Source organism: Amycolatopsis sp. NPDC048633, from assembly GCF_040650695.1.
Taxonomy (GTDB): Bacteria; Actinomycetota; Actinomycetes; order Mycobacteriales; family Pseudonocardiaceae; genus Amycolatopsis.
Window position 1 is genome coordinate 57,714 of record NZ_JBEZHS010000010.1, and the last position, 25,921, is coordinate 83,634.

Consider the following 25,921-nt stretch of genomic DNA (forward strand, 5'->3'; position numbering starts at 1 on the left):
GGCGGATCAGCCCTCGAAGGCCAGAGCCGCGCCGAAGCCGAGCAGCGCGGTACCGGTGACGCCGTCGAGGGTGCGGCGGACCCGGCGCCGCTGCAGCCAGGCGCGGACCCGGTGCACGAACACCAGCAGCAGCACCTGCCACACCACCCCGAGCGCCGCGACCGTGTACGCCAGCAGCAGCGAGTCACCGAGAGTCGACGCCGGCGTCAGGAACTGCGGCAGCACCGACAGATACAGCACGATCACCTTGGGGTTGGTGATGTTCGACAGGAACCCCTCACGGAACCGGCGCGCCCGGGAAGCGCGAGCGCGGCGGACGTCGTCCAGGGCTTCGTAGTTCCCGCGCCACGCGCCGCGCAACGCCTGGATGCCCAAGAACACCAGATAAGCCGCGCCCAGCCACTTCACCGTCTCGAACAGCGGCCGGTAGCGCGTGATCACCGCGCCCAGTCCGAGCGCCGCCGCCGTGCCCTGCAGGAAGTTCGCGACGCTGATGCCCGTGCACGCCCAGCCGCCGCCGCGTGCGCCGCCGGTCAGGGCGTTCTTCAGCACGACCATCGTGTCCGGGCCGGGCATCATCGCCAGGAACGCCATCATCCCGGCGAACCCCAGGTAGGTGCTCCACGTCATCAGGACTCCAAGGCGAGGGCGGCACCGAACCCGAGCAGGGCGGTGCCGGTGACGCCGTCCAGCGTACGGCGCACCCGGCGGCGGCCCAGCCACGCGCGGACGCGGTGCACGAACACCAGCAGCACCAGCAGCCACAGCCCGCCGAGCACCGAGACGGTGTAGGCCAGCAGCAGTGAGTCCCCGATGCTCGACTCGGCCGTCAGGAACTGCGGCAGCACGGACAGGTACAGCACCAGCACCTTCGGGTTCGTGATGTTGGAGAGGAGCCCTTCGCGGAACCGCCGGAAGCCGCCGCCGCGGCGGCGCTGGACCTGCTCGACGACGTCGTAGTTCCCGCGGAACGCCCCGCGCAGCGCTTGGACGCCGAGGAAGACGAGGTAGGCCGCGCCGACCCACTTGAGCGCGAGGAACACCGGCTGTGACCGAGCGATGAGGACGCCGAGCCCGAGCGCCGCGGCACTGCCCTGGACGGCGTTGCCGGTGATGATGCCGAGCGACGCGAGCAGCCCGCCGCGGAACCCGCCGGACAGCGCGTTCTTCAGCATCACCATCGTGTCCGGGCCCGGCGCGAGCACGATCAGGACCACGATGACCAGGTAACTTCCGTAAGCACTCCACGTCACGGCTGCCCACGCTAATCGACCGAGATCGGTCCGGTCTCGCGGATTTCCGTCACACCGCGTTCCCCGCACGGAGGGTGTCCGGGCACGTACAGCGCGCTCGGAACTCGGCGGGAGAGACCTCCGCAGAGTAGTGTTCGGCCATGTCAGCAGGGGAAATCGATCTTCTACCCGGTGAGCGCGTGCTCTGGGCGGGAGAGCCGGTCCAGCGCCCGTTCTACGTCGCCGCGGACGGGGTGATCGCCCCTGCCGGACTCATCGTCGCCGTCGCCGCACTCTGGTTCCTGCTCGCGAAGCAGCCTGACGGGGGCGCCATGGCCGGGACGGTCGTGGTGCTGGTGCTCGGTTTGTACGGTGCCGTCGGCCATTCCGCCGTCCGGTACCTCGCGCTCGGGCGCACGACGTACGCCGTGACCGACAGCCGGATCATCGCGCGCACGGGGCTGTTCCGGCAGAAGGAACGGGCCAGTGAACTGGCCGGGCTGTCGGTGCCGGTCCTCAAGCCGGGGCCGTCGCGCACCGGCACCCTCTCCTTCGCCGAGTCGGGGACCGTGACGCTGATGGGTGTCGGCGAGCCCAGGCGCGTCCGCGACCTGCTCACCAAGGCCATCGACGAAGCCAAGGCCCGCCAGGCCCCGCCGCAGGCGGACACCCCGGATACCCCGGACACGCCGGCCGCCTGAGGGCAACCGGGACGGCCTTCCGGAGCGTCAGCCCGGCAAAGAGTGCCGGGAGGCCGCCGTGGATGAGCCCTTGATCGTCCTGCTGCCGGGTGAGCGGCTGCTGTGGTCGGGGCGGCCGCGGCGGGTCGTCCCGACCGGCCTCGAGTGGTTCCGCCTCGCCTTCGGTTCGGTCTTGGTGGCGGTGTTCGCCGTCGTCCTGCCGGTCTGGGACGGCCGGATTTCGTTCATGGGCGTGGTCATCGTGACTTTCGGGCTCGCGTTCGTCTGTGCGCCGGTGGTCGTGCGGCTGTGGACGACGCGCCGCGCGGTGTACGCGGTGACCGATCAGCGGGTCGTGGTGGCCGACCGCGCCACGGGCCGCATCCTCACGTGGGGGGACCTGCGGCTGCCAACGGTCACCCCGCTCGGCCGCGACGGTCTCGGCACGCTCACCTTCCCGGTGCGGGGCGGGTCCGTGGACGTCCTCGGCTATTCGGTGCCGAAGCGGCACCAACCGGCTCCGATCGAGCTGTTCGCCGTGCCGGACGCGGAAGGGCTTCGCGAGCTGATCGTGCAGGAGCAGGCCGAGGACTGAGTCACCCGGACGTGTCCGATTCCACTGCTCACTTAAGTTACCGGCCGGTACACTCGGTGGGTCGTCCACGCCGGAGGTGCACAGTGCCGTACCCATCCGACCACGAGCGGGATCGCCCCTGGGTGATGCGCACGTACGCGGGTCACTCCTCGGCGGCCGCGTCGAACGAGCTTTACCGGCGCAACCTGGCGAAGGGGCAGACCGGCCTTTCGGTGGCCTTCGACCTGCCGACGCAGACCGGCTACGACCCGGACCACCAGCTCTCGCGCGGTGAGGTCGGCAAGGTCGGCGTGCCCGTGTCGCACATCGGCGACATGCGGCGGCTCTTCGACGGCATCCCGCTCGCCGAGGCCAACACGTCGATGACGATCAACGCGCCGGCCATGTGGCTGCTCGCGCTGTACGTCTCCGTGGCGCGCGAGCAGGCCGAAACCGAAGGCCGCGACGTCGACGAAGTGCTCGCGAAGCTCACCGGTACCACGCAGAACGACATCATCAAGGAGTACCTGTCCCGCGGGACCTACATCTTCCCGCCGGGGCCGAGCCTGCGGCTGATCACCGACATGATCGCGTGGACCGTGCACCACGTGCCGAAGTGGAACCCGATCAACATCTGCAGCTACCACCTGCAGGAGGCCGGCGCGACGCCGACGCAGGAGGTCGCCTACGCGCTGTGCACCGCGATCGCCGTGCTCGACGCCGTCCGCGACTCCGGGCAGGTCGAGCCGGCCGACATGGCCAAGGTCGTCGCGCGGATCTCGTTCTTCGTCAACGCCGGCGTCCGGTTCGTCGAGGAGATGTCCAAGATGCGCGCGTTCACCGCGCTCTGGGACGAGCTCACACGAGACCGTTACGGCGTAACGGATCCGAAGGCGCGCCGCCTGCGCTACGGCGTCCAGGTCAACTCGCTCGGGCTCACCGAAGCCCAGCCGGAGAACAACGTCCAGCGGATCGTGCTGGAGATGCTCGCGGTGTCCCTTTCCCGCGGCGCCCGCGCCCGCGCGATCCAGCTGCCCGCCTGGAACGAGGCGCTCGGCCTGCCCCGGCCGTGGGACCAGCAGTGGGCGCTGCGGATGCAGCAGGTGCTCGCGTTCGAGACGGACCTGCTGGAGTACGAGGACATCTTCGACGGCTCACACGTCATCCAGGCCAAGGTCGACGAGATCATGGCCGGCGCGCGCGAGGAGATCGCCCGCGTGCAGGACGTCGGCGGCGCGGTCGCCGCGGTCGAAAGCGGTTACATGAAGTCACAGCTCGTCGGGTCGCTGGCCGAGTACCGCCGGGGCATGGAGAACGGCGAGCGCGTGCTGGTCGGCGTCAACAAGTTCGAGACGACCGAGCCGTCGCCGCTGCAGGCCGAGGGGGCGAAGGCGATCGAGACGATCGACCCCGCCGTCGAAAAGGCCGCCGTCACGGCCATCGAGGAATGGCGCACCCAGCGCGACAACGCCGCCGTCGAGCGGTCGCTGGCCACGCTGAAGGACCGCGCGCAGACCACGGAAAACCTCTTCGAGGCCACTGTGGACTGTGCGCGGGCCGGCGTCACCACCGGCGAGTGGTCCGGCGCGCTGCGCGAGGTGTTCGGCGAATACCGGGCGCCCACCGGGGTTTCCGCGACCGCGGGCGGCGGGGGCGACCCGGAGATCGAGCGCGTCCGCTCCCGGGTCCGGGAAACCGGAGCGGAACTCGGTGAGCGGCTGCGGATCCTGGTCGGCAAGCCGGGCCTCGACGGGCACTCCAACGGCGCCGAGCAGGTCGCCGTCCGGGCCCGCGACGTCGGCTTCGAGGTCGTCTACCAGGGCATCCGGCTGACGCCCGAGCAGATCGTCGCCGCCGCCGTGCAGGAGGGCGTGCACGTCGTCGGGCTGTCCGTGCTCTCCGGCTCGCACCTGGAGGTCGTCCCGCACGTCGTCGACGGCCTGCGCGCGGCGGGCGCGGGCGACGTCCCGGTGATCGTCGGCGGCATCATCCCGCCCGACGATGCCGCGTTGCTGACCGAACGCGGCATCGCGCGGGTGTTCACGCCGAAGGACTACGAGCTGACCGGCATCATGGACGGCATCGTCTCGCTCATCCGGGAGCGCCACGGCCTCAGCTGAGGCCGGCCAGGATGTCCTTCGTGGACTTGACGGTGGCGAACTGGTTGTGCAGGTTCGCCGCTGTGACGCGGTACAGCTCGTCGGCCGTGACGACGTCGCCGTCCACCCCGGGCAGGTCGAACGTGAACGTCGCGTCGAGCGCGAAAGTCACGTCGTAGCCGAGATTCCCGCCCATCCGCGCGGTGGTCTCGCAGCAGAAGTTCGTCTGGATCCCGGCCAGGACGAAGCTCGTGATGCCGCGCTTGCGCAGCCACGCGTCGAGGTCGACGTCGCCGATGAACGCCGAGTTGACCTTCTTGCCGAACACCAGGTCCGGGCGGGCGCCGTCGAGCTCGGGCTTGAAGTCGTTGCCCGGCTGGCCGGGCCGCAGCGACGACGTCGGCCCCGTCGAGTCGTGGTGCACCAGCACGACCGGAAGCCGCCGCTCCTGCCACGCGTCGAGGAGCGCCTTCATGTTCGCTTCGGCGCCGGGGTTGTTGCGCGGTCCCCAGCCGGGCTCGTCGAACCCGCGCTGGACGTCGATCAGGATGAGTGCTGTTTCGGTCATGCGTCGAGTTTCACGGGCTTCTTCCGCGAAAGGGAGTGGCAGGAGACGCGCGATGCGGTACTTTCCTGCCATGCGCACCATCGGCGTTCTGCTGCTGCCGGGTACCCGGATGTTCGACCTCGCGGTGATCGGCGAGGTCTGGGGCCAGGACCGGACCGACGGCGGGATCGGCCCGTTCACCGTGCGGCTGTGCAGCCCGGGCCGAGTCCGCACCGCCGCCTCGCCGTTCGGGGACGTCGCGGCCACGCACGGGCTCACCGGGCTCGACGGCTGCGACCTCGTGCTGGCGCCGGGCCGCGACGACCCGCTGGCGCCGGTGCCGCCGGCCGCCGTCGCGGCGCTGCGGCGGGCGCACCGGGCCGGGACGACCGTCGCCGCGCTGTGCTCCGGCGCGTTCACGCTGGCCGCCGCCGGCCTGCTCGACGGCCGCCCGGCGACCACGCACTGGCGCGACTTCGACACCCTGACCGTCGCCGCGCCGCGCGCCGACCTCCAGCGTGACGTGCTCTACACCGACGACGGCGCCGTCCTGACGTCCGCGGGCGTCGTCGGCGGCCTCGACCTGTGCCTGCACCTGGTCCGGCGCGACCACGGCGCGGAGGTCGCCGCCGCCCTCGCACGCCGCCTGGTGATGCCCCCGGCGCGCGAGGGCGGGCAGCGGCAGTACGTCGACAACCCGGTGCCGCCGGTGGCCGCGCAGCCCGGGATGGCGTCCACAATGGACTGGGCGCTGGCGCGGCTGGGCTCCGGGATCGGGGTCGAGGACCTCGTCGGGCACGCGCGGATGAGCGAGCGGACGTTCCACCGCGAGTTCGCCGCGGCGGCCGGCGTGACCCCGGGTCGCTGGCTGCGCGTGCAGCGCGTCCGGTACGCGCAGCGGCTGCTGGAGACGACGGCGCTGCCGGTCGAGCGGGTCGCCCAGCGTTCCGGCCTGGGCACGGCGGCGAACCTGCGGCGGCGGATGCACGCCGAGGTGGGTGTGGGTCCGGACAGCTATCGGCGCACATTCCGACGGGTTACCGTCGAAGCATGACCGAGCACGAGCACATCCTGGTCAAGCGCGACGGCGACACCGTCACGATCACCATGAACCGCGCGGCACGGCGCAACTCGCTGTCCGCGGACCACCTGGCCGAGCTGCTGGCCGCGTTCCACGAAGCGGGGACGTCCGACGCGACCGGCGTCGTGCTGGCGGGCGCCGGGCCGGTGTTCTCCGCCGGGCACGACTTCGGCGACGTCGCCGCGCGCGACCTGATGGGTGTGCGCGAGCTGCTCACGCTGTGCACGGACCTGATGAAGACCATGCAGTCGATCCCGCAGGTCGTCATCGCGCGGGTGCACGGCCTGGCCACGGCCGCGGGCTGCCAGCTCGTGGCGTCGTGCGACCTCGCGATCGCCGCCGAGTCGGCGGGCTTCGCGCTGCCGGGCGGCAAGGGCGGCTGGTTCTGCCACACCCCGGCGGTGCCGGTGGCGCGCTCGATCGGCCGCAAGCGGCTGATGGAGCTGGCGCTGACCGGCGACGTCATCGACGCGCCCACCGCGCTCGACTGGGGCCTGGTCAACCGCGTCGTCCCCGATGACCAGCTGGACGACGCCGTCGCCGAGCTGCTGGGGCGGGCGACCCGCGGCAGCCGGGCCAGCAAGACGATGGGCAAGGTCACGCTGTACGCCCAGCTCGACCGGCCCGAGGCCGACGCCTACGCGATCGCGCTGGAGGTCATGGCCTCGGCGTCCCAGCTGCCCGGCGCGCGCGAAGGCATGGCGGCGTTCCTCGAGAAGCGCAAGCCCTCCTGGCCCGACTGATCCCGATGCCCTGAAGGTGCCCTTCACAGCATTCGCGCTGACCGTACCATACGGTATGGTATGGTCGAGCCATGGCGAGCAAGCGGGACTGGCTGGACGCGGGGCTGGAGCTGCTGGCGGAGCAGGGCGCGCCTTCGGTGACCATCGAGCGGCTGACCGAGCGGCTCGGGCTGTCGAAAGGCTCCTTCTACCACCACTTCAAGGGCACGAGCGGCTTCCGGACCGCGTTGCTGGAGCACTTCGAGGCCGAACGCACGACCCGGTTCGTGGAACAGGCCGAGGCGGCTGAAGGTGACCGCCTGGGCGCGTTGCTGAAGCTCGTCCTCGCGCCCGGACCCGGTCTCGGGCTGGAGATCGCCATCCGGGCCTGGGCCTTGCAGGACGCCGAAGCGAGAGCGGTCCAGGAGCGCGTCGACCGGACCCGCGTGACCTACCTGACCGAGATCAGCGGCGACGCCGGCCTGGCGCAGGCGCTGTACCTGGTCGTCGTCGGTGCCGGGCAGGTCGTGCCGCCGCTGTCCGGGCGGCAGCTCAAGAGTGCGTTGGAACTCGTTCTGGGGAGACGGAAATGACCGAGCCTTTCGTCGACGGGGCCGACTACGTCGAGTTCAAAGAGATCGAAAGCGAGAACAGCCTGAGCGAGTTCGTCGCGGGCGTCTTCGGCTGGTCGCCCGCGTGGGTGAAAGCCCTGTTCGGCGTCCGATACCTGCTCGCCAAGGCGCTGCGGCTGGACACCGCGTCGGTTCCGCGGTCCGGCCGGCTCCGGCCCGAGGACGTCGGGTTCGCGCCGGGCGACCGGGTCGCGTTCTTCACCGTCCGGGCCGGCGACCCGGAGCACTACCTGGTCGCGGGCGTGGACGACAGTCACCTGAGCGGGTACCTGACGGTCGAAGCGGTGCCTCGCGGCTTCCGGCTCGGCACGGTGGTGCACTTCCACAACCGCGTCGGACCGGCCTACTTCGCGATCATCAAGCCGTTCCACCACCTGGTGATCCGCGGGATGCTCAAGGCCGGTGCCGCTCGAACAGCGTGAGCTGGGCCCACGCGGCGATCGACTGCGCGTCGGTGATCTCGCCGGCCAGGATCATCTTTTCGAGGTCCGCGCGCGCGAACCACGCGCTGCGCATGTCCTGCTCCTCGATCTCGCGTTCGGGTTCGCCCTCGGTGATATCCGTGGCGAGGAACACCCAGCCGCGCTGGCTGCTCATGCCGGCGGCGACGTCGAGCTTGCCGAGCGGCATCATCGAGCCGGCGCGCAGGCCCGTCTCCTCGCGCAGCTCGCGCGCGGCGAGCTCCGCGGGCGGAACGTCGGCGAGGTCGGGCGCGGTGCCCTGCGGGAACTCCCAGCGGCGTTCGCCCAGCGGGTAGCGGAACTGCTCGACCAGCCGGAACCGGTCGCCGTCCTGGGCGATGACGAGGGCGTAGTCCGGCTTGTCGATCACGCCGTAGATGCCCGCGGAGCCGTCCGGGCGGCGGATGTCGTCCTCCCGCACGGTCATCCAGTTGTTCCGGTACACCTCGCGGGACGCGACACGCTGAATGGGGTCCACGCACCCAGTATCACCGACCCTGTCCTACCCTCCTCGGGTGCGTCTCGTGATCGCGCGGTGCCAGGTCGACTACGCCGGCCGGCTCACCGCCCACCTGCCGATGGCCACCCGCCTGTTGCTCGTGAAGTCCGACGGGTCGGTGTCCGTCCACTCCGACGACCGCGCGTACAAGCCGTTGAACTGGATGAGCCCACCCTGCTGGCTGATCGAGGACGGCAAGATCTGGATCGTCGAGAACAAGCAGGGCGAGAAGCTGGTGATCTCCCTCGAGGAGGTCTTCCACGACTACACCCAGGCGCTGGGGGCGGAGCCGGGCCTGCAGAAGGACGGCGTCGAGGCGCACCTGCAGGAGTTGCTGGCCGAGCACATCAAGACCCTCGGCGACGGCTACACGCTGGTCCGCCGCGAGTTCCCGACGGCGATCGGCCCGGTGGACATCATGGCCCGCGACGCCGACGGCAAGTCGGTGGCGGTGGAGATCAAGCGCCGCGGCGAGATCGACGGCGTCGAGCAGCTGACGCGGTATTTGGAGCTGCTGAACCGCGACCCGCTGCTGGCCCCGGTCCAGGGCGTGTTCGCGGCGCAGATCATCAAGCCCCAGGCGCGCACGCTGGCGGAGGACCGCGGAATCAGGTGCCTGACCCTGGACTACGACGAGCTGCGCGGCATCGAGTCCGACGAGTTCCGGCTGTTCTGACGTGCTTCCGGGTCGTTACGTCCACTACAAGGGCGGCGAGTACGAGGTGCTGGGGGTCGCGTCCCACAGCGAGACCGAGGAGCGGCTCGTGGTGTACCGGGCGCTGTACGGTGCGCGCGGTCTTTGGGTGCGGCCGGAAGCGATGTTCGGCGAGACGGTCGAGACGGAGGCGGGCCGGGTGCCGCGCTTCCAGCGGGTGGAATGACCATGCCCGGCCGGCCGCGGTAATCCTTTTCCGTGGGCCCGCGGCTGTACGAAGGGTCGGGCTCCGTGCCGATACCGAATCGATGCTGGATTGCGGTATCTGATTCCTCGGGTGATTACTCCGCAAGGAAATCGTTAACCCGATAGGCGGCCGGGAAGTGATCAGGTCCTTTCTTACCTGCTTTTATGCGCTGTTCGGGTGAGTTCGGGATCCTGTTGCGCGGAGTCGTGGGACACTCGATTTCGAGGGGTTCCGCCGGTGGGTCCGGCGTGGCCGGAGGGTGGTGCGCTCGGCCGTCTTTCATTGTCGTGCCTACGTTTCAGTCCGCCTTCGAGCTCGGTGTGCGCATGCCTGTCCGGCCGGTGTGCGCGCGTTTTCGCCTGCACGAAGGAGGAAGTCATGCGTTATCGTCCACTCGGTTCCGATCCGGCCGACCCGCGTCTGGGCCGGTTCATTCCGGACGACTGGCGGCACGTCGAAAGGTATCCGCTCACCGCGCTGTCCGACGACGACCGGCCCACGCAGGCGCCGGTCGTGATCGGGGTCAACTGGTACTCCGCGTTCGACACCCCGGAACAGGACGAGGCCTCCGGCGAGTTCTTCATCGCCAAGGCCGGCGTCAAGAAGCTGGGCCGGATCCGCGGCGGCCACTGCGTCTGCCTCGAGCCGGGCGGCACCCCGGACACCGACGCCTGGTACGCGTTCTACGACCAGGGCAAGGAAGGCGCCTGCGTCGGCTTCGGCTGGTCGCGCTGCATGTCGATCTTCAACGGCAGCGAGTACGCCGCCCGCTGGCTCTGGGACTCGGCCAAGAAGGGCGACGAGTGGCCCGAAACCAACCCCGGTGACGACAACGGCACGTCGGTCCGCGCCGCGGCCGAGGTGCTCAAAGAGGCCGGGCACGTCCTCTGGGACGGCTCCTACGCGACCGACGACTGGCAGGCGCGCGAGAAGTACGCGCCCGAGGCCAAGCAGGGCATCAAGGCGTTCCGGTGGGCCAAGTCGGTCGACGACGTGCACTCGGTGCTGGCCAATCCGCGGGCCGACGAACTCGGCGCCGTGCCGCTGCTCAACTCGTGGGGCCCGGGCTACCCGCACCGCACCTACCTGCCCGACGACGTGCTCGCCAAGCTGATCGAAGAAGACGGCGAGATCGCGGTCCCGACCGACCGGTGATCCACAACCGCTCCCGCGGTGCGTAACAGAGGGCGCGTTTCCCCAGGTCAAGGCCGGGGGAACGCGCCCTCTGACCACTTTGGACAAGTCAACGTGCCGACCCTGAATCCATGCAGTACTGTCCGGATCCGACAGGACAGTGGTGATTCCTGTGGGTTGTTGTCCAGTTTGAAAAGAGGTGGGTCGGTGCTGGTCCTAGCCGATGCGAACCTGCGACTCGACGCGAGCGCGATCGACTACATCGAGTTGGCGTTCTACTTCGTCCTGGTGCTCGGCATCGGGTACCTGGCACGGCGTCAAGTGTCCAGCAGTCTCGACTTCTTCCTCTCGGGCCGTTCGCTCCCGGCCTGGGTCACCGGCCTGGCGTTCATCTCGGCGAACCTCGGCGCGGTCGAAGTCATGGGCATGTCGGCCAACGGCGCCCAGTACGGCCTGCCGACCGTCCACTACTTCTGGATCGGCGCCATCCCGGCGATGCTGTTCCTCGGCATCGTGATGATGCCGTTCTACTACGGCTCCAAGGTCCGCAGCGTTCCCGAGTTCATGCGCCGCCGCTTCGGCAAGCCGGCGCACCTGGTCAACGGCATCAGCTTCGCCACCGCGCAGATCCTGATCGCGGGCGCGAACCTGTTCCTGCTGGCCAGTGTCGTGAACCTGCTGCTGGGCTGGCCGCTCTGGGTGTCGATCATCATCGCCGCCGCGATCGTGCTCTCCTACACCGCGCTCGGCGGCCTCTCCGCCGCGATCTACAACGAGGTCCTGCAGTTCTTCGTGATCGTCATCGCGCTGGTGCCGCTGACGATCATCGGCCTGGTCAAGGTCGGCGGCTGGCAGGGCCTGGTCGACAAGGTCACCAACAGCCCGGGCGGCACAGCGCAGCTGCACTCGTGGCCCGGTGACAACCTGACCGGCTTCGGCAACAACATCCTGTCGATCCTCGGCATCGTGTTCGGCCTCGGCTTCGTGCTCTCGTTCGGGTACTGGACGACGAACTTCGTCGAGGTCCAGCGCGCGATGGCGTCGAAGAGCATGTCCGCCGCCCGGCGCACGCCGATCATCGGCGCGTTCCCGAAGATGCTGGTCCCGTTCATCGTGATCATCCCGGGCATGATCGCCGCGGTCACGGTGTCCGAGTACGTCAAGGACAAGCAGGTCCTGCTGGACGGCGGCACCGCGGAAAGCGGCGTCACCTTCAACAACGCGCTCCTGCTGCTGATGCGCGACCTGCTCCCGAACGGCATGCTCGGCATCGCGATCGCCGGCCTGCTGGCCTCGTTCATGGCCGGCATGGCGGCGAACCTCAGCTCGTTCAACACGGTCTTCACGTACGACCTCTGGCAGACCTACATCAAGAAGGACAAGCCGGACGGCTACTACCTGCGCCTCGGGCGCGTGGTGACGTCGGTCGGCACGATCCTCGCCATCGGCACCGCGTTCATCGCGTCGAACTCCGGCAACATCCTGGACTACCTGCAGGACCTGTTCTCCTTCTTCAACGCGCCGCTGTTCGCGACGTTCATCCTGGGCATGTTCTGGAAGCGGATGACGCCGCACGCGGGCTGGAGCGGCCTGGTGTTCGGTACCGCGTCGGCCGTCACGGTCTGGGGCCTGTCGCAGGCCGGGGTGATCGGGCTCGAGGGGCAGGGCACCAGTTTCGTGGCCGCGGGTGTCGCGTTCGTCGTCGACATCGTGGTGAGCGTCGTCGTCTCGCTGGCGACCAAGCCGAAGCCGGACGAAGAGCTGGTGGGGCTGGTCTACTCGCTGACCCCGAAGGAAACGCGCAAGCACGACGACACCGGCGAGAACGCGGGCTGGTACCGCAAGCCGGCCCTGCTCGCGGGCATCGTGCTCATCCTGACCATCGCCCTCAACGCCATCTTCTAGGAGGTCCGTCATGGCTACCGAGTCCGGCGCGCGGCCCAAGAAGGCGGGCGCCTTCGACATCCGGCTGATCATCGCCCTGCTGATCGGCGTCTACGGCGTCATCCTCACGGTGATGGGCATCGGCTTCACCTCCGACGCCGAGCTGCAGAAGGCGGCCGGGGTGAACATCAACCTGTGGGCCGGCATCGGCATGCTGGTGGTTTCGGCGCTGTTCATCATCTGGGCCCGGGTCCGGCCGCTGGTCGTGCCCGCTGAGCCCGAGACCGAGGACGCGGCGCCCACCACGGGTGAATAGCCGGGTTGTCCGGACAGGGGCGCGAGGTTCCCGCTACCGTGCATCGCGTGCTCCCTGACGTTCGACACCGCCGTCTCCCGAAGCTGTTCCTGCTGGTCACCGCCCTCGCGCTGCCGCTGACCGCGTGCGGGCAGGACCTCGGCAGGTCCAACTTCGCGCGGACGACGGTGCCTGCGGCGGCCGGCGCCGGCCAGGTCTCCGACGGCCCGATCACCGACGCCGCCGTGGCGGCGAACGTGCTGCGCACGATCAAGCCGTGCCAGTTCCTGACCAAGGACGCTCTCGGCGCGCTGGGCCTCGGCACGGTCGACGAGGACCCGTCGCCGTCGTCGATCGCTTTCGACCGGTGCAGCAACAAGGTGAAGGACCCCGGCGGCAAGGAGATCCGGCTCGAGTTCGAGATCGGCAGCACGCTGCTGCCGCACGCGGACAAGACGACCGGGCAGGTCGGCGGGCTGCCGCTGCGCGTGAACAAGTCCGACGACTCCGGCTGCGTGGTCGCGACGATGACGGCGCTGAACCCGGACATGGCCCTGACGCTTTCGGTCACCTACCCCGGCGACCCGTGCCGACCCGGCCAGACGGTGATGGACGCCATCGTGCAGAAGGTGCACAACTCGCCGGAGAAGTACTCGACGCCGGCGGGCACCGTGCTGACCGCCGACCCGTGCGCGATGGCCGACACCGCGGCGGTGTCTCCCGTCGTTCCGTCGGCCAAGTCGGCGCCCTCCGGTCTGCACTCGTGCGAGTGGCAGAGCAATGGCGCCAACCCGACTGTGACCGTCGAGTTCCTGCCGGGGCTGCCGCCGATCGTCGGGGACGGTTACTCCAAGGTGGACCTCGGCAACGGCGTGACAGCGTTTCAGAAGAAGGCCGACGGGAGCGCGTCGCGGTGCACGGTGCAGTGGCAGCACCGGCCGTGGCAGGGCGACGACGTCGAACTGGCGCAAGTGGACTACGAGAACTACAACGCCAGCCCGAACACCGACGATCCGTGCGGCAAGGCGGTCACCGTCGCGAAGAACGTGGTCACGAAGCTTCCCAAACCCTGACCTGGCGGTTGGCCTCGCGGGGAGGTAGGAAGGGGGCAGCCCACCCGCTGATGTGCCGGAGGTTGCCGTGAAGAAGATCATCAACGATCCGGCGAACGTGGTCGTGGAGTCGCTGCGAGGCCTCGCTGCCGCGCACGCCGACATCCTCCGCGTGCAGGAGGACCCGGACGTCGTGGTCCGGGCCGACGCCCCGGTCGCGGGCAAGGTCGCCGTCATCTCCGGCGGCGGGTCCGGGCACGAGCCGTTGCACGGCGGGTTCGTCGGCTACGGCATGCTCGCCGCCGCGGTGCCGGGTGCGGTGTTCACCTCGCCGACGCCGGACGCCGTGCAGGCCGCCGTCACCGCGACCACCGGCGAGGCGGGCGCCTTGCTGATCGTGAAGAACTACACCGGTGACGTGCTGAACTTCGAGACGGCCGCCGAGCTGGCCGCCGCCGAGGGCCTCGAGGTGCGTAGCGTCGTGATCGACGACGACGTCGCGGTCAAGGACTCGACGTACACCGCGGGCCGGCGCGGGGTCGGCGGCACGGTGCTGCTGGAGAAGATCACCGGCGCGGCCGCCGAGCGCGGCGACTCGCTGGACGCCGTGACGGCGCTGGCGCAGAAGGTGATCGGCCAGGTCCGGTCGATCGGCGTCGCGCTGACCGCGCCGACCGTGCCGCACGCCGGCACCCCGAGCTTCGACCTCGGCGACGGCGAGGTCGAGTTCGGCATCGGCATCCACGGCGAGCCCGGCCGCGAACGGATCCCGCTCGAACCGGCCGACGCGCTGGTGGCGCGGATGGTCCAGGCAGTGGTGGAAGACCTGCCGTTCTCCTCCGGCGACCGGGTGCTGCTGTTCACCAACTCGATGGGCGCGACCCCGCTCGTCGAGCTCTACCTGGCGCACGGCATCGCCGAGCGGCTGCTGGCCGAGCGTGGGATCGTGGTCGAACGCCGGCTGGTCGGCCCGTACATCACCAGCCTCGAGATGCAGGGGATGAGTCTGACGTTGCTCAAACTGGACGACGAGCTGACCGAGCTCTGGGACGCCCCGGTGAACACCGCCGCGCTGCGGTGGGGGCGCTGATGACCTGCAAGGCCGACGGGGTCGCGGCGGCCGTGCGGGCCGCGGCGGCCGTCGTCGCCGAGCACCGCGCCGAGCTGATCGAGCTCGACCGCGCGATCGGTGACGGCGACCACGGCGAGAACCTGAACCGCGGCTTCACCGCCGTGGTGGCGGCCCTCGACGCGGGTGCCCCGGAGACACCGGGTGCGGTCCTGAAGCTCGTCGCGACGACGTTGATCTCCAAGGTCGGCGGGGCCGCAGGACCGTTGTACGGCACGGCTTTCCTGCGCGCCTCGGCGAAGCTCGGCACGGCCGAAGACCTCGACGTCCCGGCGCTGCTGGACGCGCTGCGCGCCGGGCTCGAAGGCGTCCAGGCCCGGGGGAAGGCCGTCGGCGGCGACGCGACGATGGTCGACGCCCTGATCCCGGCGGTGTCAGCCGCGGAGAAGGCGGCCGAGGACGGCGGGGACGTCGCCGCGGTGCTGACCGCGGCCGCCGACGCGGCCGACCGCGGTGCGGAGTCCACAGTGGACTTGGTGCCACGCAAGGGCCGTGCGTCCTACCTGGGTGAGCGCGCGGTGGGGCACCTGGACCCGGGTGCGCGGTCGTCGGCGCTGCTGCTGCGCGCGTTCGCGGAGGCCACCCGGTGAGCGTCGGCATCGTGCTCGTTTCGCACAGCGCGAAGCTCGCGGAAGGCCTGGCGGAGCTGGCGGCCCAGATGGCGCCGGACATCACCATCCTTCCCGCCGGCGGCCTCTCCGACGGCTCGATCGGCACGGACTACGACGAGGTCGTCGCGGCCACCCAGCGCGCCGACTCCGGCGACGGCGTCGTGCTGCTCTACGACCTCGGCAGTGCGCAGATGACCGCCGAGCTCGCCGTCGAGTCGCTGGCCGACCCCTCGGCCGCCGTCGTCGCGGACGGCCCGCTGGTCGAAGGCGCGGTCGCGGCGGCGGTCGCGGCGCAGTCGGGGAAGGACCGCAAGGCGGTGGCGGAGGCCGCCGCGTCGGCCGGGATGCCCGAAGACCTGGCCCCCTCCGACACGACGGCCGGTGGTGACGAGGTCGAGCTGGAACTGCACAACGAAGTCGGCCTGCACGCGCGGCCGGCCGCGCTGCTGGTGCGCGCGCTGAGCGAGTTCGACGCCGAAGTCACCGTGCGGCTCGGCGAGCAGGAGGCCGATGCCAAGAGCGTGCTGGCACTGATGTCGCTGGGGGCTCGCCAGGGTGACCGGATCCGTTTGCAAGCACACGGGCCGCAGGCTTCCGCCGCGCTGAGCAAGGCGAAGGAGCTGGTGGACGGCAATTTCGGCGAGTGAAGCCGCGTTGCCGACCGGGTGACTTGCACGGTTCTGACTCGATTCCGTCTGGGCTTCCGAAGGTGTGCCGTGGCAGTATCGGGGCAATTACCGGCGAGTAACATCACTGGAGGCCTCGATGGCGCGGGACATCTCGACAGTCGGAGTGGTCGGCCTCGGCACGATGGGGGCCGGTATCGCCGAAGTGCTCGCGCGCAGCGGGCTCGACGTCGTCACGGTCGAGGTCGACCAGGCGGGGGTCGAACGGGGCCGCGGCCACCTGCGGCACTCCACCGAACGGGCGCTGTCCGGCGGAAAGCTCGACGAGGCCGGCCGTGCGGCGTTGCTGGACCGGATCCGGTACAGCACCTCGCTGTCGGATCTGTCCGAAGTGGACATCGTGATCGAGGCGATCCCGGAGAGCCTCGGGCTGAAGGCCGAGGTGTTCACCGAGCTGGACAAGATCACCCGGCCGGACGTCGTGTTCGTGTCCAACACCTCGTCGCTGTCGATCACCGAGATCGGCGTGCACACCGCTCGCCCCGGCAAGGTCGTCGGCATGCACTTCTTCAACCCGGCGCCGGTGCAGAAGCTCGTCGAGATCGTGAAGACCGTGGTGACCGAGCCGGAGGTGGTCACCGAGGTGGTCGCGTTCGCCGAGCGGCTCGGCAAGGTGCCGGTGGTGATCGGCGACCGGGCCGGGTTCATCGCGAACGCGCTGCTGTTCGGCTACCTCAACCACGCGGTGCGGATGTACGAGCAGCGCTACGCCACGCGCGAAGACCTCGACGCCGCGATGCGCTTCGGCTGCGGCTACCCGATGGGGCCGCTCGCGCTGCTCGACCTGATCGGGCTGGACACCGCGTACGAGATCCTCGACACGATGTACCACCAGTCCCGCAATCGGCTGCACGCGCCGGCGCCGCTGCTCAAGCAGATGATCACGGCGGGCCAGCTGGGCCGCAAGACGGGCCGCGGCTTCTACGCCTACGACGCGCCGGACTCGCCGAACGTGGTCTCGGACGCGACGGCAGCGTCCACTGTGGACTCGGTCGAGCCGCGGCCGGTCGCCCGGGTCGGCGTGGTCGGCACCGGGACGATGGCGACCGGCATCGCGGAGGTCTTCGCGAAGCGCGGTCTCGACGTCGTGCTGCGCGCCCGCAGCCTGGAGAAGGCGCAGGCATCCGTGGCGAAGGTGAAGAAGTCGCTCGACAAGGCCGTGGTCAAGGGCAAGCTGTCCGAAGAGGACGCTGCTCTTGCGTTGGCGCGGATCACCCCGGTCACCGACTTCGAGGCTCTGGCCGACGTCGACCTGGTCGTCGAGGCGGTGGCCGAAGAGCTTTCGGTGAAACAGGCGGTGTTCGCGGCGCTGGACGAGGTCGTCCGCCCGGGCGCGGTGCTGGCGACCACGACGTCTTCGCTCCCGGTGATCGAGTGCGCGGCGGCGACCTCCCGGCCGTCCGACGTGGTCGGCCTCCACTTCTTCAACCCGGCCCCGGTGATGAAGCTGGTGGAGGTCGTCTCGACGATCGCGACCGCGCCGGACGTGGTGGCGACGGCGAACGCGGTCTGCGGCGCGGTGGGCAAGCACGCGGTCCACTGTGGAGACCGGGCGGGCTTCATCGTCAACGCGCTGCTGTTCCCGTACTTGAACGACGCGGTGAAGATGCTGGAGGCCCACTACGCGGGGGCGAACGACATCGACACGGCCATGAAGGTGGGCTGTGGCCTGCCGATGGGCCCGTTCGAGCTGCTGGACGTGGTCGGGCTGGACGTTTCGCTGGCCATCCAGCGGACGCTGTACAACGAGTTCCGCGAGGAGGGTTTCGCGCCGGCGCCGCTGCTGGAGCACCTCGTGACGGCCGGGCGGCTGGGCCGGAAGACCGGGAAGGGCTTCAAGGACTACTGATCAGCTTCCCAGGCTGAGCGCGACGTTCCCGTTGCGCGCGTCCTCGGGCTGCACCATGATCCGCCCCCGGTGCGAGACCTCGACCAGGTAGAACTTCTCACCGGCCGGAACGTTCGGCGCGGAAAGGGTGAACACGCAGCTGCCGGCGCCGTTCGGTCGCCCGGTCCCGAGCGCGCCTTGGGAGAGCACGGTTCCCGCGGCGTTGTAGACGGTGACCGTCGACCCGGTGGTGATGTCCGAGTAGCCGCCGGAGCCACCGCACGTGCTGTAGCCGTACCCGCCGCTGTTCAGCGTGAACGTGCCGCGGAGGTCGAACGCCTCCCCGGCTGTGCCGGATGTGCCCGAGGTACCGGGGATTCCGGCGGGCAGGCCGGAATCGGCCAGGTCCAGGCCGACCCACAGCGCGCCCACCAGCGCCGCTCCGCCGGCGGCCGCGAGCACCAGGTGCCAGGGATTCGTCCCGGTCCGGGCCGGCGGCGCCCACGGGTCGGGCGGGAGGGGTTCGAACGCACTGGTCATCGCGGCTCCTCCGTCGGCACATCCGGTTGCTCCGTTTGTACGAAGGAGGTCGGCCGGACGGCGGCGGCTGTTACCCCGGTACCCCGATCGTGATCGGCCGGCTCAGCGGCCGATCGCTCCCGGGTCGGTCACCGGTAGTACCCCTCCACCGGCACGCGAGCCTCGTCGAACAGTGCCGGGCCCTCGAGCTTGTGCCCGCCCCAGGTGACCGGCGGGCGCAGCGTGAGGAACTGTTCCGACGACAGCGCGAAGACGACGCGGCCGAGCCCGGACCGCTCGATCGCGCCCGTGCACATCCCGCACGGCTGCGTGCTCGTGAACATCGTGGTCGCCGCCGCGGTCTCGGGGTCCAGGTTCTGCGCCGCCCAGCGGGCGAGCTTCAGCTCCGGGTGCGCGGTGATGTCGTCGTCGGTCAACGAGGTGTTGCGATCCTCGGCGAGGATCTTGCCGTCGGCGTCGGCCAGCAGGGAGCCGAACGGCGGGTTGCCGTGTTCCTCGCGCGCTTCGCGGGCGAGCTCGATCGCGCGCCGCAACAGAGCTTCTTCGGTGTCTTTCACCGGGTCTCCTTCCAAGACGCGGCCACAGCCGCGAGGTCCCGCCACGCGACCTCCGGGTGGAGGGTCTCGGCGGGGTCCGAATCGAACGGGTCGAGCACGACGGTCTCCGCGCCCAGCGCCCGCAGCTGCGCCAGGTCGTCGAGGATCTGGTCGAGGGTGCCTTCCCCGGCACGCCGGTCCGGGCCGGCCACCGGGGTTCCGGTCACCCGCAGGAGGATCCGCGGGGCGAACGCCGGTACCGGCCGGTCGCCGGCCAGTTTCTTCAGGCGCTCCAGGCCTTCCCGGAACCCGGGCATCGTCAGCCGCAGCGGGTGCCACGCGTCGCCGAGCTCGACCGCGCGGCGCAGCCCGGCGTCGCTGTGCCCGCCCAGCCACAGCGGGATCGGGCCGGCGCGGTAGTCGTCGTGGTCGGCCCAGGCCGCGCGGATCGTCCGCAGGTACTCGCTGGTGAGCTTCCCGCGCTGCTCGAACGGCACGCCGAGCGCGGCGAACTCCTCCTTCGCCCAGCCGATACCGGCGCCGAGCACCAGCCGGCCGCCGCTGAGCGCGTCGAGGTTCGCCGCCATCCGGGCCACCAGCAAGGGATGCCGGTACGGCACGACCAAGACGGTGGTGCCGAGCCGCACCCGTTCGGTGACGCCCGCGAGCCACGACAGCGTCGTGAACGGCTCGTAGAACGGCGCCGGGTACTGCCCGGCGACGTCCGGGGTGACGGCGACGTGGTCGGAAACCATCAGCAGGTCGAAGCCGAGGCCTTCCACGGTCCGCGCCCAGGCGCGCAGCACGCCGGGGTCCGTGCCCGGGCCGAAGTTGGGGACGTTCACGCCGATCTTCACCAGGAAAGGCTATCGAGGTCAAAGGCGTGATCGGAAGGGATCGATCACGGCGTTCGGCGGCTTCGGCCGTGGATCTCGCGGTACATTCGGCTCATGACCGAGAGTCTCGATCCGACGGACTGGGCCATCCTGGTCGAGCTTCAGCAGGACGCCCGGCTGCCGCTCACCGAGCTCGGCCGCCGGGTGAACCTCAGCGCGTCGGCCACGACCGAACGGCTCCGGCGGCTCGAGGCGACGGGCGTGATCACCGGCTACCGCGCCGACGTCGACCTCGGCAAGGTCGGCTACCCGGTGCTCGCCGTCGTCCGGCTCAAGTACCCCGGCAGCCGCCACGAAGCCCTGCACAAGCTGCTCGGCGAACGCCTCGAGATCCTCGAATGCCTGCGCACCACCGGCGACGACTGCTACACGCTCAAGGTCGCCGCGGCCTCGATGGCCCACCTCGAGCACACGATGGACGAGCTGGCCCAGTTCGGCGGCACGACCACGAACGTCGTCTACAGCCAGACCCTGCCCTACCGCGGACCGCGGGAGCCCGCCCGTGACCTCGACGCCTGAGCGCATCGTCGTCTACGGCGTGACCGGCTCGGGCAAGTCGACGCTCGCGGCCCGGATCGCCGAGCGGACCGGCCTGCCCTACCACTCGGCCGACGACCTCAGCTGGCAGCCGGGCTGGGTCCCGGTGCCCGACGAGGAGCAGCGCCGCCGGATCGCCGAGGTGTGCGCGCAGGAGCGCTGGGTCCTCGACGCCGCGTACGGCAAGTGGCGGGAGATCGTGCTGGACCGCACGCAGCTGGTCGTCGGCCTCGACTACCCGCGCTGGCTTTCGCTGAGCCGGCTGCTGCGCCGGACGCTCGTGCGGTCCGTGACCCGCGTCCGGATCTGCAACGGCAACGTCGAGTCGGTGCGCCAGGTGTTCTCCGCCGACTCGATCATCCGCTGGCACTTCACGTCGTTCGCGACCAAACGGGCCCGCATCCGGGCGTGGGCCGCCGATTCACCCGGCCCGGCGGTGGTCCGGCTGACGTCGCCGCGCCAGACCCGCCGCTGGCTGGAGACGCTGTGACGTCAGGCGCCCGGGGGTAGCAGCGGGCCGCCGCTCCAGTGCTGGAACACGAGGTTCGTGTGCACGCGGGCGACCTCGTCGCGGGCGGTCAGCTCGTCGAGGACCAGGCGCTGCAGTTCGGCGGCGGAGCTGGTCGCGACGTGCGCGAGGAAGTCGTCCGGCCCGGTCAGGTGGTAGACCGCGCGCACCTCGGGCAGGGACAGCAGGTGCTCGATGAACGGGTCCACCAGCGGCCGCCGGTGCGGGCGGACCTGGACGAACAGGAACGCCTCCAGCGGACGGCCCAGCTTCGCCGCGTCGACCGACGCGTGCTGACCGGTGATCACGCCGGTGTCGCGCAGCCGGGCGACGCGGTCCAAGCACGTCGACGGCGCGATGCCGATCGCGGCCGCGAGGTCCTTGTTGGTGATCCGGGCATCGTTCTGGAGCAGACGCAGAATCTCGAGATCAACCGGACTCAGTTCGACGGAATCGGCCATCAGCGAATGATATCCGAGAGTGTTGCTCTAGATCCGGTGAAAGCTCGACGATGCTGGCATGACCTCTTCGTTGCGCACGCGAGCCGTCCACGCCGGCCGTGACGACCTCACGGACCTCGGCGTGCACGCCGTCCCGCTCGACCTGTCGACGACCTACCCCTCCCGCGACAGCGCCGCCGAAGCCGCCCGGATCGACGAGTTCGCCGCCGGCGGCGAACTCGTCGGCCCGCCGATCTACGGCCGGGTGGGCAACCCGACCGTCGAACGGTTCGAGCGAGCGCTCGCCGAGCTCGAAGGCTTCGAGCACGGCGTCGCGTTCGCCAGCGGCATGGCCGCCGTCTCGGCCTGCCTGCTTTCCGCGGTGGCGCAAGGGAAACGGCACGTCGTCGCCGTGCGCCCGCTGTACGGCTGCAGCGACCACCTGCTCGAGTCCGGGCTGCTCGGCACCGAGGTCACCTGGGCCGCGCCCGGCGCCGTCGCCGCCGCCCTGCGGCCCGACACCGGGCTGGTGTTCGTCGAGACGCCGGCGAACCCGACGCTCGCCGAAGCCGACATCGCCGAGCTGGCTCTTGCCTGCGGAGACGTGCCTCTATTGGTGGACAACACGTTCGCGACCCCGGTGCTCCAGCGCCCGGGCCGCCACGGGGCGCGGATCGTGCTGCACAGCGCGACGAAGTTCCTCGGCGGCCACGGCGACGTGATGGGCGGGATCGTCGCGTGCGACGCCGCGGAAGCCGCCCGGCTGCGGCAGATCCGCTTCGCGACCGGCGGCGTGCTGCACCCGCTCGCCGGATACCTGTTGCTGCGCGGGCTTTCCACGCTGCCGCTGCGCGTCAAGGCCGCGTCGGAGACCGCGGCGACGCTGGCCGGGCGGCTCGCCGCCCACCCGGCGGTGACCGCCGTCCACTACCCGCGGCTGGGCGGGCCGCTGGTGGCGTTCGAGGTCGACGGCGATCCGCACGCCCTGATCGGCGCGGTCCGGCTGATCACGCCGGCCGTCAGCCTCGGCAGCGTCGACACGCTGATCCAGCACCCGGGTTCGATCAGCCACCGGATCGTCGACGCGGGCGACCGGCACGACGCGGGTGTGTCCGACCAGCTGATCCGCCTGTCGGCCGGGCTCGAGGACGTCGAGGACCTCTGGGCCGACCTGGAGCAGGCGCTGAAGACGCTTTAAGGGGCCCGGGGCTCGCCCCGGCTGGGTCTGGGGCTGGGCCCCAGAAGGGCGAGCGCTTTAGCCGCAGCAGCCGCCGCCGCAGCAGCCACCGCCGCCGCCCGCCGGGACCGCGGGTCCGCCCGCGGCCCCGGTGAGGGCGACGGTGGTGAGCAGCTTGACGGTGTCGGTGTGGCCCTCCGGGCAGTCCGCCGGCGCGCCGGATTCGCTCATCGGGCGCAGGAGCTCGAAGGTCTCGGTGCACTCGCGGCAGCGGTAGGCGTAGGTCGGCATGTCGCGATTATCGCCGGACGAGCCCGCGGATGGGAAGCTGGGCGCGTGCAGCCCCCTACGCTCGCCGACGTCCCGCACCTCGGCCAGGTCGTCCCGTCCCTGCTCGCCGTGCTCGGGGTGCCCGGCTACGCGAACACGCTGGCGCTGCCCGACGCCCGCAGTGCCGGGGTCCTGCTGGTCGACGGGCTCGGCTGGGAGCTGCTGGCCGAGCACGCCGCGGACGCGCCGGTGCTGACCGAGCTCGCCCGGGAGTCGCTGCGCGTGGGCTTCCCGTCCACGACGGCCGCCGGGGTGGCGGCGATCGGCACCGGGCTCGCTTCCGGCGAGCACGGCATGGTCGGCTACACGTTCGAGATGCCCGGCACGGGCGTGCTCAACGCGTTGCGCTGGCGCAGCCACGAGGACGGCAGCGACCTCCGCGGCGCGCTCCCGCCCCGGGAGGTGCAGCCGCTGCCGACGACGTTCGAGCGGGCGGCCGAAGCGGGCATCGACGCCGCCGTCGTGTCGTCGGCGAAGTTCGCCGACACCGCGTTGACCCGGGCCACCCAGAGCGGTGCGCGGTACGTCGGGGTGCACGCCTTGGGCGACCTCGCCGCGCGGACGTTGGCGGCGCTCGGCGGGCGGGCGTTCTGCTACGCCTACCACAGCGAACTCGACCTGCTCGGGCACGTGTACGGCCCGGGTTCCACCGCGTGGCGGATGCAGCTGCGGCAGATCGACCGGCTCGTCGAGTCCCTTGTGGACGGTCTGCCGGCCGGCGCCCTGCTCGCGGTGGTGGCCGACCACGGGATGGTCACCGTCGAGGACAAGCTCGACCTCGAGGACGAGCCGGAGCTGCTTTCCGGCGTCCGGACCTTCGGGGGCGAGGTGCGGGCCCGGCACGTCTACACCGAGCCGGGCGCGGCCGCGGACGTCCTCGCGGCCTGGCGGGCGGTGCTGGGCGAGCGGGCCTGGGTGCGCTCGCGGGAGGAGGCCGTCGCCGAGGGGTGGTTCGGGCACACGGTCAGCGACCGGGTGCTGCCGCGGATCGGGGACGTCGTCGCGGCGGCCCGGGGGCGGTTCGGGATGGTGCGCGGGCTCGCCGAGGCCGTGGAGACGTCGCTGATCGGGCAGCACGGGTCGCTCACCACGGCCGAGCAGCTGGTGCCGCTGGCGCTCGCGCAGGGCTGAGCGTGGGTACCCGGAAGGGTCCGATTTCCGGGAACGTGCTTCGGCGGGAACTTTCTCCGGCGGTGTGCCGACCTGTCCACTGCGTACCCGAGTGACGGGAGTGGGCGGAATGAGCGGGCTGGACGGGATCGGGGTCGTCGGGGCGGGTGGTGAGGGACGGGCCGTCGCGGCCCATCTCGCCTCGCGGGGGCTGCCGGTGCACCTCTGCACGCGGGATCTCGAGGCCGTGGGGGAGATCGCGCGGCGGCGGGAGATCGTCGCGAGCGGGGTGCTCGACGGGCGGTTCCCGCTGCGGGAGGTGACGGCGGACCCCGCGTCGCTGGCCGGGCGGGCGGTGGTGCTGGTGGCGACCGTGACGACCGCTTATCCGGAGGTCGCCGTCCGGCTCGCGCCGTACCTCCGCCCGGGACAGGTCGTCGTGTTGTTCTCCAGCAAGCTGTGCGGGAGCGTCGAGTTCGCCCATGCGCTCGCCGCCGCCGGAGCGCCGGCGGTCGACGTCGTCGAGACCGACGCGCTGTTCGCCGCGCGGCCGTCCGGGACCGGCGGGGTGACCGTGCTGGGCGCCAAGGGCTGGAACCTGATCTCCGGCAGCACGCCGGCCGCCGTCGGACGGCACGCCGGGCTGCTGCGCGAGTGGTTCCCGATGCTGGAGGTCGCGCGCAACCCGGTCGAACGCGGCCTGCACGACTTCGGCGCGGTCGCGCACGTGCCGATCGCGCTCGCCAACCTCGGCACCATCGACCGCGCGGAGGAGCTGCTCTTCTACGTCGAAGGCGTTTCCCACCGCACGATTGCGTTGCTGGAGCGGACCGAGGCCGAGTTCGCCGCCGTCGCGCGGGCTTACGGCGCCCGGCTGCTGCCCATGACCGAGGTCCTCGACCGCTACTACGGCTGCCCGGCCACGACGTTGCTCGACGCGTTGCGGACGGTGGAGCCGTACCGGACGATCGTCGCACCGACCAGCCTCGACCACCGGTTCCTCACCGAGGACATCCGTTCCACGCTCGTGCCGCTGCAGGCACTCGCGCGGTGCGCCGGCGTCGCCACGCCGATGGTCGACGCCGCCATCACGATCATGTCCGTGCTCGGAGGCGAGGACTTCCGCCGGTCCGGGCGGACGCTGGCCCGGCTCGGCTGGGACGGGCTCGGCCACGCCGGGATCCTGCGCCGGTTGCGGGCCGGCGGACGGGTGGCGGATCGCGCGGCCTGAGTTCGGCCGGCCATCACTCGTGATCAGAGAGGCATCACGTGTGATGGGACGGGCATCTCACGTGATTGGAGGGGCATCACGCGTGATCGAGGGGTCGACTCGCGTGATTGGAGGGTCGACACGCGTACCTGGGTGGACGACTCGCGTGCCTGGAGGGTCGGTTCGCGTGCCTGGAGGGTCGGCTTGCGTACCCAGGCGGACGACTCGGGTGGGGTGGACGCGTCGTGGGCGGGGAATGGTGGCGGATACCGTTTGGGCGTGCCTCGACGCAACCGTCCCGGCCGCCGCGCGGACGGCGGGCCGCCCGACCGAGACCTCGGTGCCGCTACCGGCTGGGCCCGCGCGGAGTCCGGGTCGGACGGTGACTGGCTCGTGCGGACCGTGCCCGGCTCGCAGGCCACCAAGGACTACCGCTGCCCCGGGTGCGACCACGAGATCCGGCCGGGCACGCCGCACCTCGTCGTCTGGCCCGCCGACGACACCGGCTCGGTCGCCGACCGGCGGCACTGGCACCGGGCCTGCTGGGAAGCCCGGGCCCGTCGCCGGCCGAACCGCCGCCGGTGACCCT

The 25,921-nt window shown here is 71.0% G+C and carries 32 protein-coding genes; 23 read left to right on the top strand and 9 right to left on the bottom strand.

What is annotated here, in order from left to right:
• Positions 1–6: 6 nt before the first annotated feature.
• Both AB0C38_RS19850 and AB0C38_RS19855 read right to left on the bottom strand, forming a co-directional pair.
• Positions 7–630, bottom strand: a complete 624-nt coding sequence (locus AB0C38_RS19850) for a LysE family translocator (RefSeq protein WP_360675090.1) — start codon at positions 628–630, stop codon at positions 7–9.
• Positions 630–1,253, bottom strand: coding sequence for a LysE family translocator (locus tag AB0C38_RS19855; RefSeq protein WP_360675093.1), 624 nt, complete (start codon positions 1,251–1,253; stop codon positions 630–632). The genes AB0C38_RS19850 and AB0C38_RS19855 overlap by 1 nt, the downstream gene beginning before the upstream one ends.
• 140 nt (positions 1,254–1,393) lie before the next feature.
• On the opposite strand from AB0C38_RS19855, the gene AB0C38_RS19860 reads away from it, so the two are divergent.
• The 3 genes from AB0C38_RS19860 to AB0C38_RS19870 all read left to right on the top strand — a co-directional run bounded on the left by AB0C38_RS19860 (position 1,394) and on the right by AB0C38_RS19870 (position 4,606).
• Complete coding sequence (locus AB0C38_RS19860; RefSeq protein WP_360675095.1) at positions 1,394–1,933, top strand: PH domain-containing protein; 540 nt, start codon at positions 1,394–1,396, stop codon at positions 1,931–1,933.
• Between the two features lie 58 nt (positions 1,934–1,991).
• Complete coding sequence (locus AB0C38_RS19865) at positions 1,992–2,507, top strand: hypothetical protein (protein ID WP_360675098.1); 516 nt, start codon at positions 1,992–1,994, stop codon at positions 2,505–2,507.
• Between the two features lie 83 nt (positions 2,508–2,590).
• Positions 2,591–4,606: a protein meaA gene (locus AB0C38_RS19870; RefSeq protein ID WP_360675101.1), complete on the top strand. Its 2,016-nt coding sequence runs from the start codon at positions 2,591–2,593 to the stop codon at positions 4,604–4,606.
• Here AB0C38_RS19870 and AB0C38_RS19875 read toward each other — a convergent pair.
• Positions 4,599–5,153 (bottom strand): cysteine hydrolase family protein, encoded by a 555-nt coding sequence (locus tag AB0C38_RS19875; RefSeq protein ID WP_360675104.1) that lies wholly within the window; start codon positions 5,151–5,153, stop codon positions 4,599–4,601. The genes AB0C38_RS19870 and AB0C38_RS19875 overlap by 8 nt on opposite strands.
• Before the next feature lie 70 nt (positions 5,154–5,223).
• Between AB0C38_RS19875 and AB0C38_RS19880 the strand changes: the two genes are divergently transcribed.
• The 4 genes from AB0C38_RS19880 to AB0C38_RS19895 all read left to right on the top strand — a co-directional run bounded on the left by AB0C38_RS19880 (position 5,224) and on the right by AB0C38_RS19895 (position 7,989).
• Complete coding sequence (locus AB0C38_RS19880) at positions 5,224–6,186, top strand: helix-turn-helix domain-containing protein (RefSeq protein WP_360675106.1); 963 nt, start codon at positions 5,224–5,226, stop codon at positions 6,184–6,186.
• The gene (locus tag AB0C38_RS19885) at positions 6,183–6,956 is read left to right on the top strand and encodes an enoyl-CoA hydratase-related protein (RefSeq protein WP_360675109.1); all 774 of its coding nucleotides are present in this window, start codon (positions 6,183–6,185) and stop codon (positions 6,954–6,956) included. Before AB0C38_RS19880 ends, AB0C38_RS19885 begins: the two co-directional genes overlap by 4 nt.
• A 71-nt stretch (positions 6,957–7,027) precedes the next feature.
• Entirely contained in the window at positions 7,028–7,528 is a 501-nt protein-coding gene (locus AB0C38_RS19890) for a TetR/AcrR family transcriptional regulator (RefSeq protein WP_360675112.1), read from the top strand.
• Positions 7,525–7,989 carry a DUF2867 domain-containing protein gene (locus AB0C38_RS19895; RefSeq protein WP_360675115.1) on the top strand — a complete coding sequence of 155 codons (465 nt, stop codon included), beginning with the start codon at positions 7,525–7,527 and terminating at the stop codon, positions 7,987–7,989. The genes AB0C38_RS19890 and AB0C38_RS19895 overlap by 4 nt, the downstream gene beginning before the upstream one ends.
• Here the strand turns inward: AB0C38_RS19895 and AB0C38_RS19900 are convergent.
• A complete protein-coding gene (locus AB0C38_RS19900; RefSeq protein WP_360675118.1) occupies positions 7,961–8,506 on the bottom strand; it encodes an NUDIX hydrolase in 546 nt (181 codons plus the stop codon). The genes AB0C38_RS19895 and AB0C38_RS19900 overlap by 29 nt on opposite strands.
• Positions 8,507–8,543: 37 nt before the next feature.
• Between AB0C38_RS19900 and nucS the strand changes: the two genes are divergently transcribed.
• The 10 genes from nucS to AB0C38_RS19950 all read left to right on the top strand — a co-directional run bounded on the left by nucS (position 8,544) and on the right by AB0C38_RS19950 (position 18,069).
• Positions 8,544–9,203, top strand: a complete 660-nt coding sequence (gene nucS, locus AB0C38_RS19905; RefSeq protein ID WP_360675121.1) for an endonuclease NucS — start codon at positions 8,544–8,546, stop codon at positions 9,201–9,203.
• A 1-nt stretch (position 9,204) separates the two neighbouring features.
• Positions 9,205–9,408 (top strand): DUF1653 domain-containing protein, encoded by a 204-nt coding sequence (locus AB0C38_RS19910; RefSeq protein ID WP_360675123.1) that lies wholly within the window; start codon positions 9,205–9,207, stop codon positions 9,406–9,408.
• A 399-nt stretch (positions 9,409–9,807) separates the two neighbouring features.
• Positions 9,808–10,584 carry a hypothetical protein gene (locus AB0C38_RS19915; RefSeq protein WP_360675126.1) on the top strand — a complete coding sequence of 259 codons (777 nt, stop codon included), beginning with the start codon at positions 9,808–9,810 and terminating at the stop codon, positions 10,582–10,584.
• 186 nt (positions 10,585–10,770) lie between these two features.
• Positions 10,771–12,468, top strand: a complete 1,698-nt coding sequence (locus tag AB0C38_RS19920) for a sodium:solute symporter family protein (RefSeq protein ID WP_360675129.1) — start codon at positions 10,771–10,773, stop codon at positions 12,466–12,468.
• Positions 12,469–12,478: 10 nt separating this feature from the next.
• Complete coding sequence (locus AB0C38_RS19925) at positions 12,479–12,763, top strand: hypothetical protein (protein ID WP_360675131.1); 285 nt, start codon at positions 12,479–12,481, stop codon at positions 12,761–12,763.
• Between the two features lie 47 nt (positions 12,764–12,810).
• Positions 12,811–13,815, top strand: coding sequence for a DUF3558 domain-containing protein (locus tag AB0C38_RS19930; RefSeq protein ID WP_360675134.1), 1,005 nt, complete (start codon positions 12,811–12,813; stop codon positions 13,813–13,815).
• Between the two features lie 67 nt (positions 13,816–13,882).
• Positions 13,883–14,884: a dihydroxyacetone kinase subunit DhaK gene (dhaK, locus tag AB0C38_RS19935; RefSeq protein WP_360675137.1), complete on the top strand. Its 1,002-nt coding sequence runs from the start codon at positions 13,883–13,885 to the stop codon at positions 14,882–14,884.
• On the top strand, positions 14,884–15,513 hold the full coding sequence (gene dhaL, locus AB0C38_RS19940) for a dihydroxyacetone kinase subunit DhaL (RefSeq protein ID WP_360675140.1): 630 nt from the start codon (positions 14,884–14,886) through the stop codon (positions 15,511–15,513). Before dhaK ends, dhaL begins: the two co-directional genes overlap by 1 nt.
• Positions 15,510–16,181: a dihydroxyacetone kinase phosphoryl donor subunit DhaM gene (gene dhaM / locus AB0C38_RS19945; protein WP_360675143.1), complete on the top strand. Its 672-nt coding sequence runs from the start codon at positions 15,510–15,512 to the stop codon at positions 16,179–16,181. Before dhaL ends, dhaM begins: the two co-directional genes overlap by 4 nt.
• A 118-nt stretch (positions 16,182–16,299) precedes the next feature.
• Positions 16,300–18,069: a 3-hydroxybutyryl-CoA dehydrogenase gene (locus AB0C38_RS19950; protein WP_360675146.1), complete on the top strand. Its 1,770-nt coding sequence runs from the start codon at positions 16,300–16,302 to the stop codon at positions 18,067–18,069.
• Here AB0C38_RS19950 and AB0C38_RS19955 read toward each other — a convergent pair whose 3' ends face one another.
• From AB0C38_RS19955 to AB0C38_RS19965, 3 genes are all read right to left on the bottom strand, one after another.
• On the bottom strand, positions 18,070–18,588 hold the full coding sequence (locus AB0C38_RS19955; RefSeq protein ID WP_360675149.1) for a hypothetical protein: 519 nt from the start codon (positions 18,586–18,588) through the stop codon (positions 18,070–18,072).
• Between the two features lie 128 nt (positions 18,589–18,716).
• Positions 18,717–19,145 (bottom strand): nucleoside deaminase, encoded by a 429-nt coding sequence (locus tag AB0C38_RS19960; RefSeq protein ID WP_360675152.1) that lies wholly within the window; start codon positions 19,143–19,145, stop codon positions 18,717–18,719.
• The gene (locus AB0C38_RS19965; protein ID WP_360675155.1) at positions 19,142–19,981 is read right to left on the bottom strand and encodes an LLM class flavin-dependent oxidoreductase; all 840 of its coding nucleotides are present in this window, start codon (positions 19,979–19,981) and stop codon (positions 19,142–19,144) included. Before AB0C38_RS19965 ends, AB0C38_RS19960 begins: the two co-directional genes overlap by 4 nt.
• Positions 19,982–20,074: 93 nt before the next feature.
• On the opposite strand from AB0C38_RS19965, the gene AB0C38_RS19970 reads away from it, so the two are divergent.
• The gene (locus AB0C38_RS19970) at positions 20,075–20,539 is read left to right on the top strand and encodes an Lrp/AsnC family transcriptional regulator (RefSeq protein ID WP_360675158.1); all 465 of its coding nucleotides are present in this window, start codon (positions 20,075–20,077) and stop codon (positions 20,537–20,539) included.
• The gene (locus AB0C38_RS19975; protein ID WP_360675161.1) at positions 20,523–21,047 is read left to right on the top strand and encodes an adenylate kinase; all 525 of its coding nucleotides are present in this window, start codon (positions 20,523–20,525) and stop codon (positions 21,045–21,047) included. Before AB0C38_RS19970 ends, AB0C38_RS19975 begins: the two co-directional genes overlap by 17 nt.
• Positions 21,048–21,049: 2 nt before the next feature.
• Here AB0C38_RS19975 and AB0C38_RS19980 read toward each other — a convergent pair whose 3' ends face one another.
• Complete coding sequence (locus AB0C38_RS19980) at positions 21,050–21,526, bottom strand: Lrp/AsnC family transcriptional regulator (RefSeq protein ID WP_360675164.1); 477 nt, start codon at positions 21,524–21,526, stop codon at positions 21,050–21,052.
• Between the two features lie 58 nt (positions 21,527–21,584).
• Between AB0C38_RS19980 and AB0C38_RS19985 the strand changes: the two genes are divergently transcribed.
• Positions 21,585–22,703, top strand: a complete 1,119-nt coding sequence (locus tag AB0C38_RS19985) for a PLP-dependent transferase (RefSeq protein ID WP_360675167.1) — start codon at positions 21,585–21,587, stop codon at positions 22,701–22,703.
• Positions 22,704–22,760: 57 nt separating this feature from the next.
• Here the strand turns inward: AB0C38_RS19985 and AB0C38_RS19990 are convergent, their stop codons facing one another.
• Positions 22,761–22,973 carry a zinc ribbon domain-containing protein gene (locus AB0C38_RS19990; RefSeq protein WP_360675170.1) on the bottom strand — a complete coding sequence of 71 codons (213 nt, stop codon included), beginning with the start codon at positions 22,971–22,973 and terminating at the stop codon, positions 22,761–22,763.
• A gap of 45 nt (positions 22,974–23,018) precedes the next feature.
• Here AB0C38_RS19990 and AB0C38_RS19995 point away from each other — a divergent pair, with 45 nt between their 5' ends.
• The 3 genes from AB0C38_RS19995 (at position 23,019) to AB0C38_RS20005 (ending at position 25,917) form a co-directional block, all read left to right on the top strand.
• Positions 23,019–24,143 carry a nucleotide pyrophosphatase/phosphodiesterase family protein gene (locus AB0C38_RS19995; RefSeq protein ID WP_360675173.1) on the top strand — a complete coding sequence of 375 codons (1,125 nt, stop codon included), beginning with the start codon at positions 23,019–23,021 and terminating at the stop codon, positions 24,141–24,143.
• A gap of 109 nt (positions 24,144–24,252) precedes the next feature.
• Positions 24,253–25,353: an NAD/NADP octopine/nopaline dehydrogenase family protein gene (locus AB0C38_RS20000; protein WP_360675176.1), complete on the top strand. Its 1,101-nt coding sequence runs from the start codon at positions 24,253–24,255 to the stop codon at positions 25,351–25,353.
• A gap of 258 nt (positions 25,354–25,611) precedes the next feature.
• A complete protein-coding gene (locus AB0C38_RS20005; RefSeq protein WP_360675179.1) occupies positions 25,612–25,917 on the top strand; it encodes a hypothetical protein in 306 nt (101 codons plus the stop codon).
• Positions 25,918–25,921: the final 4 nt, after the last annotated feature.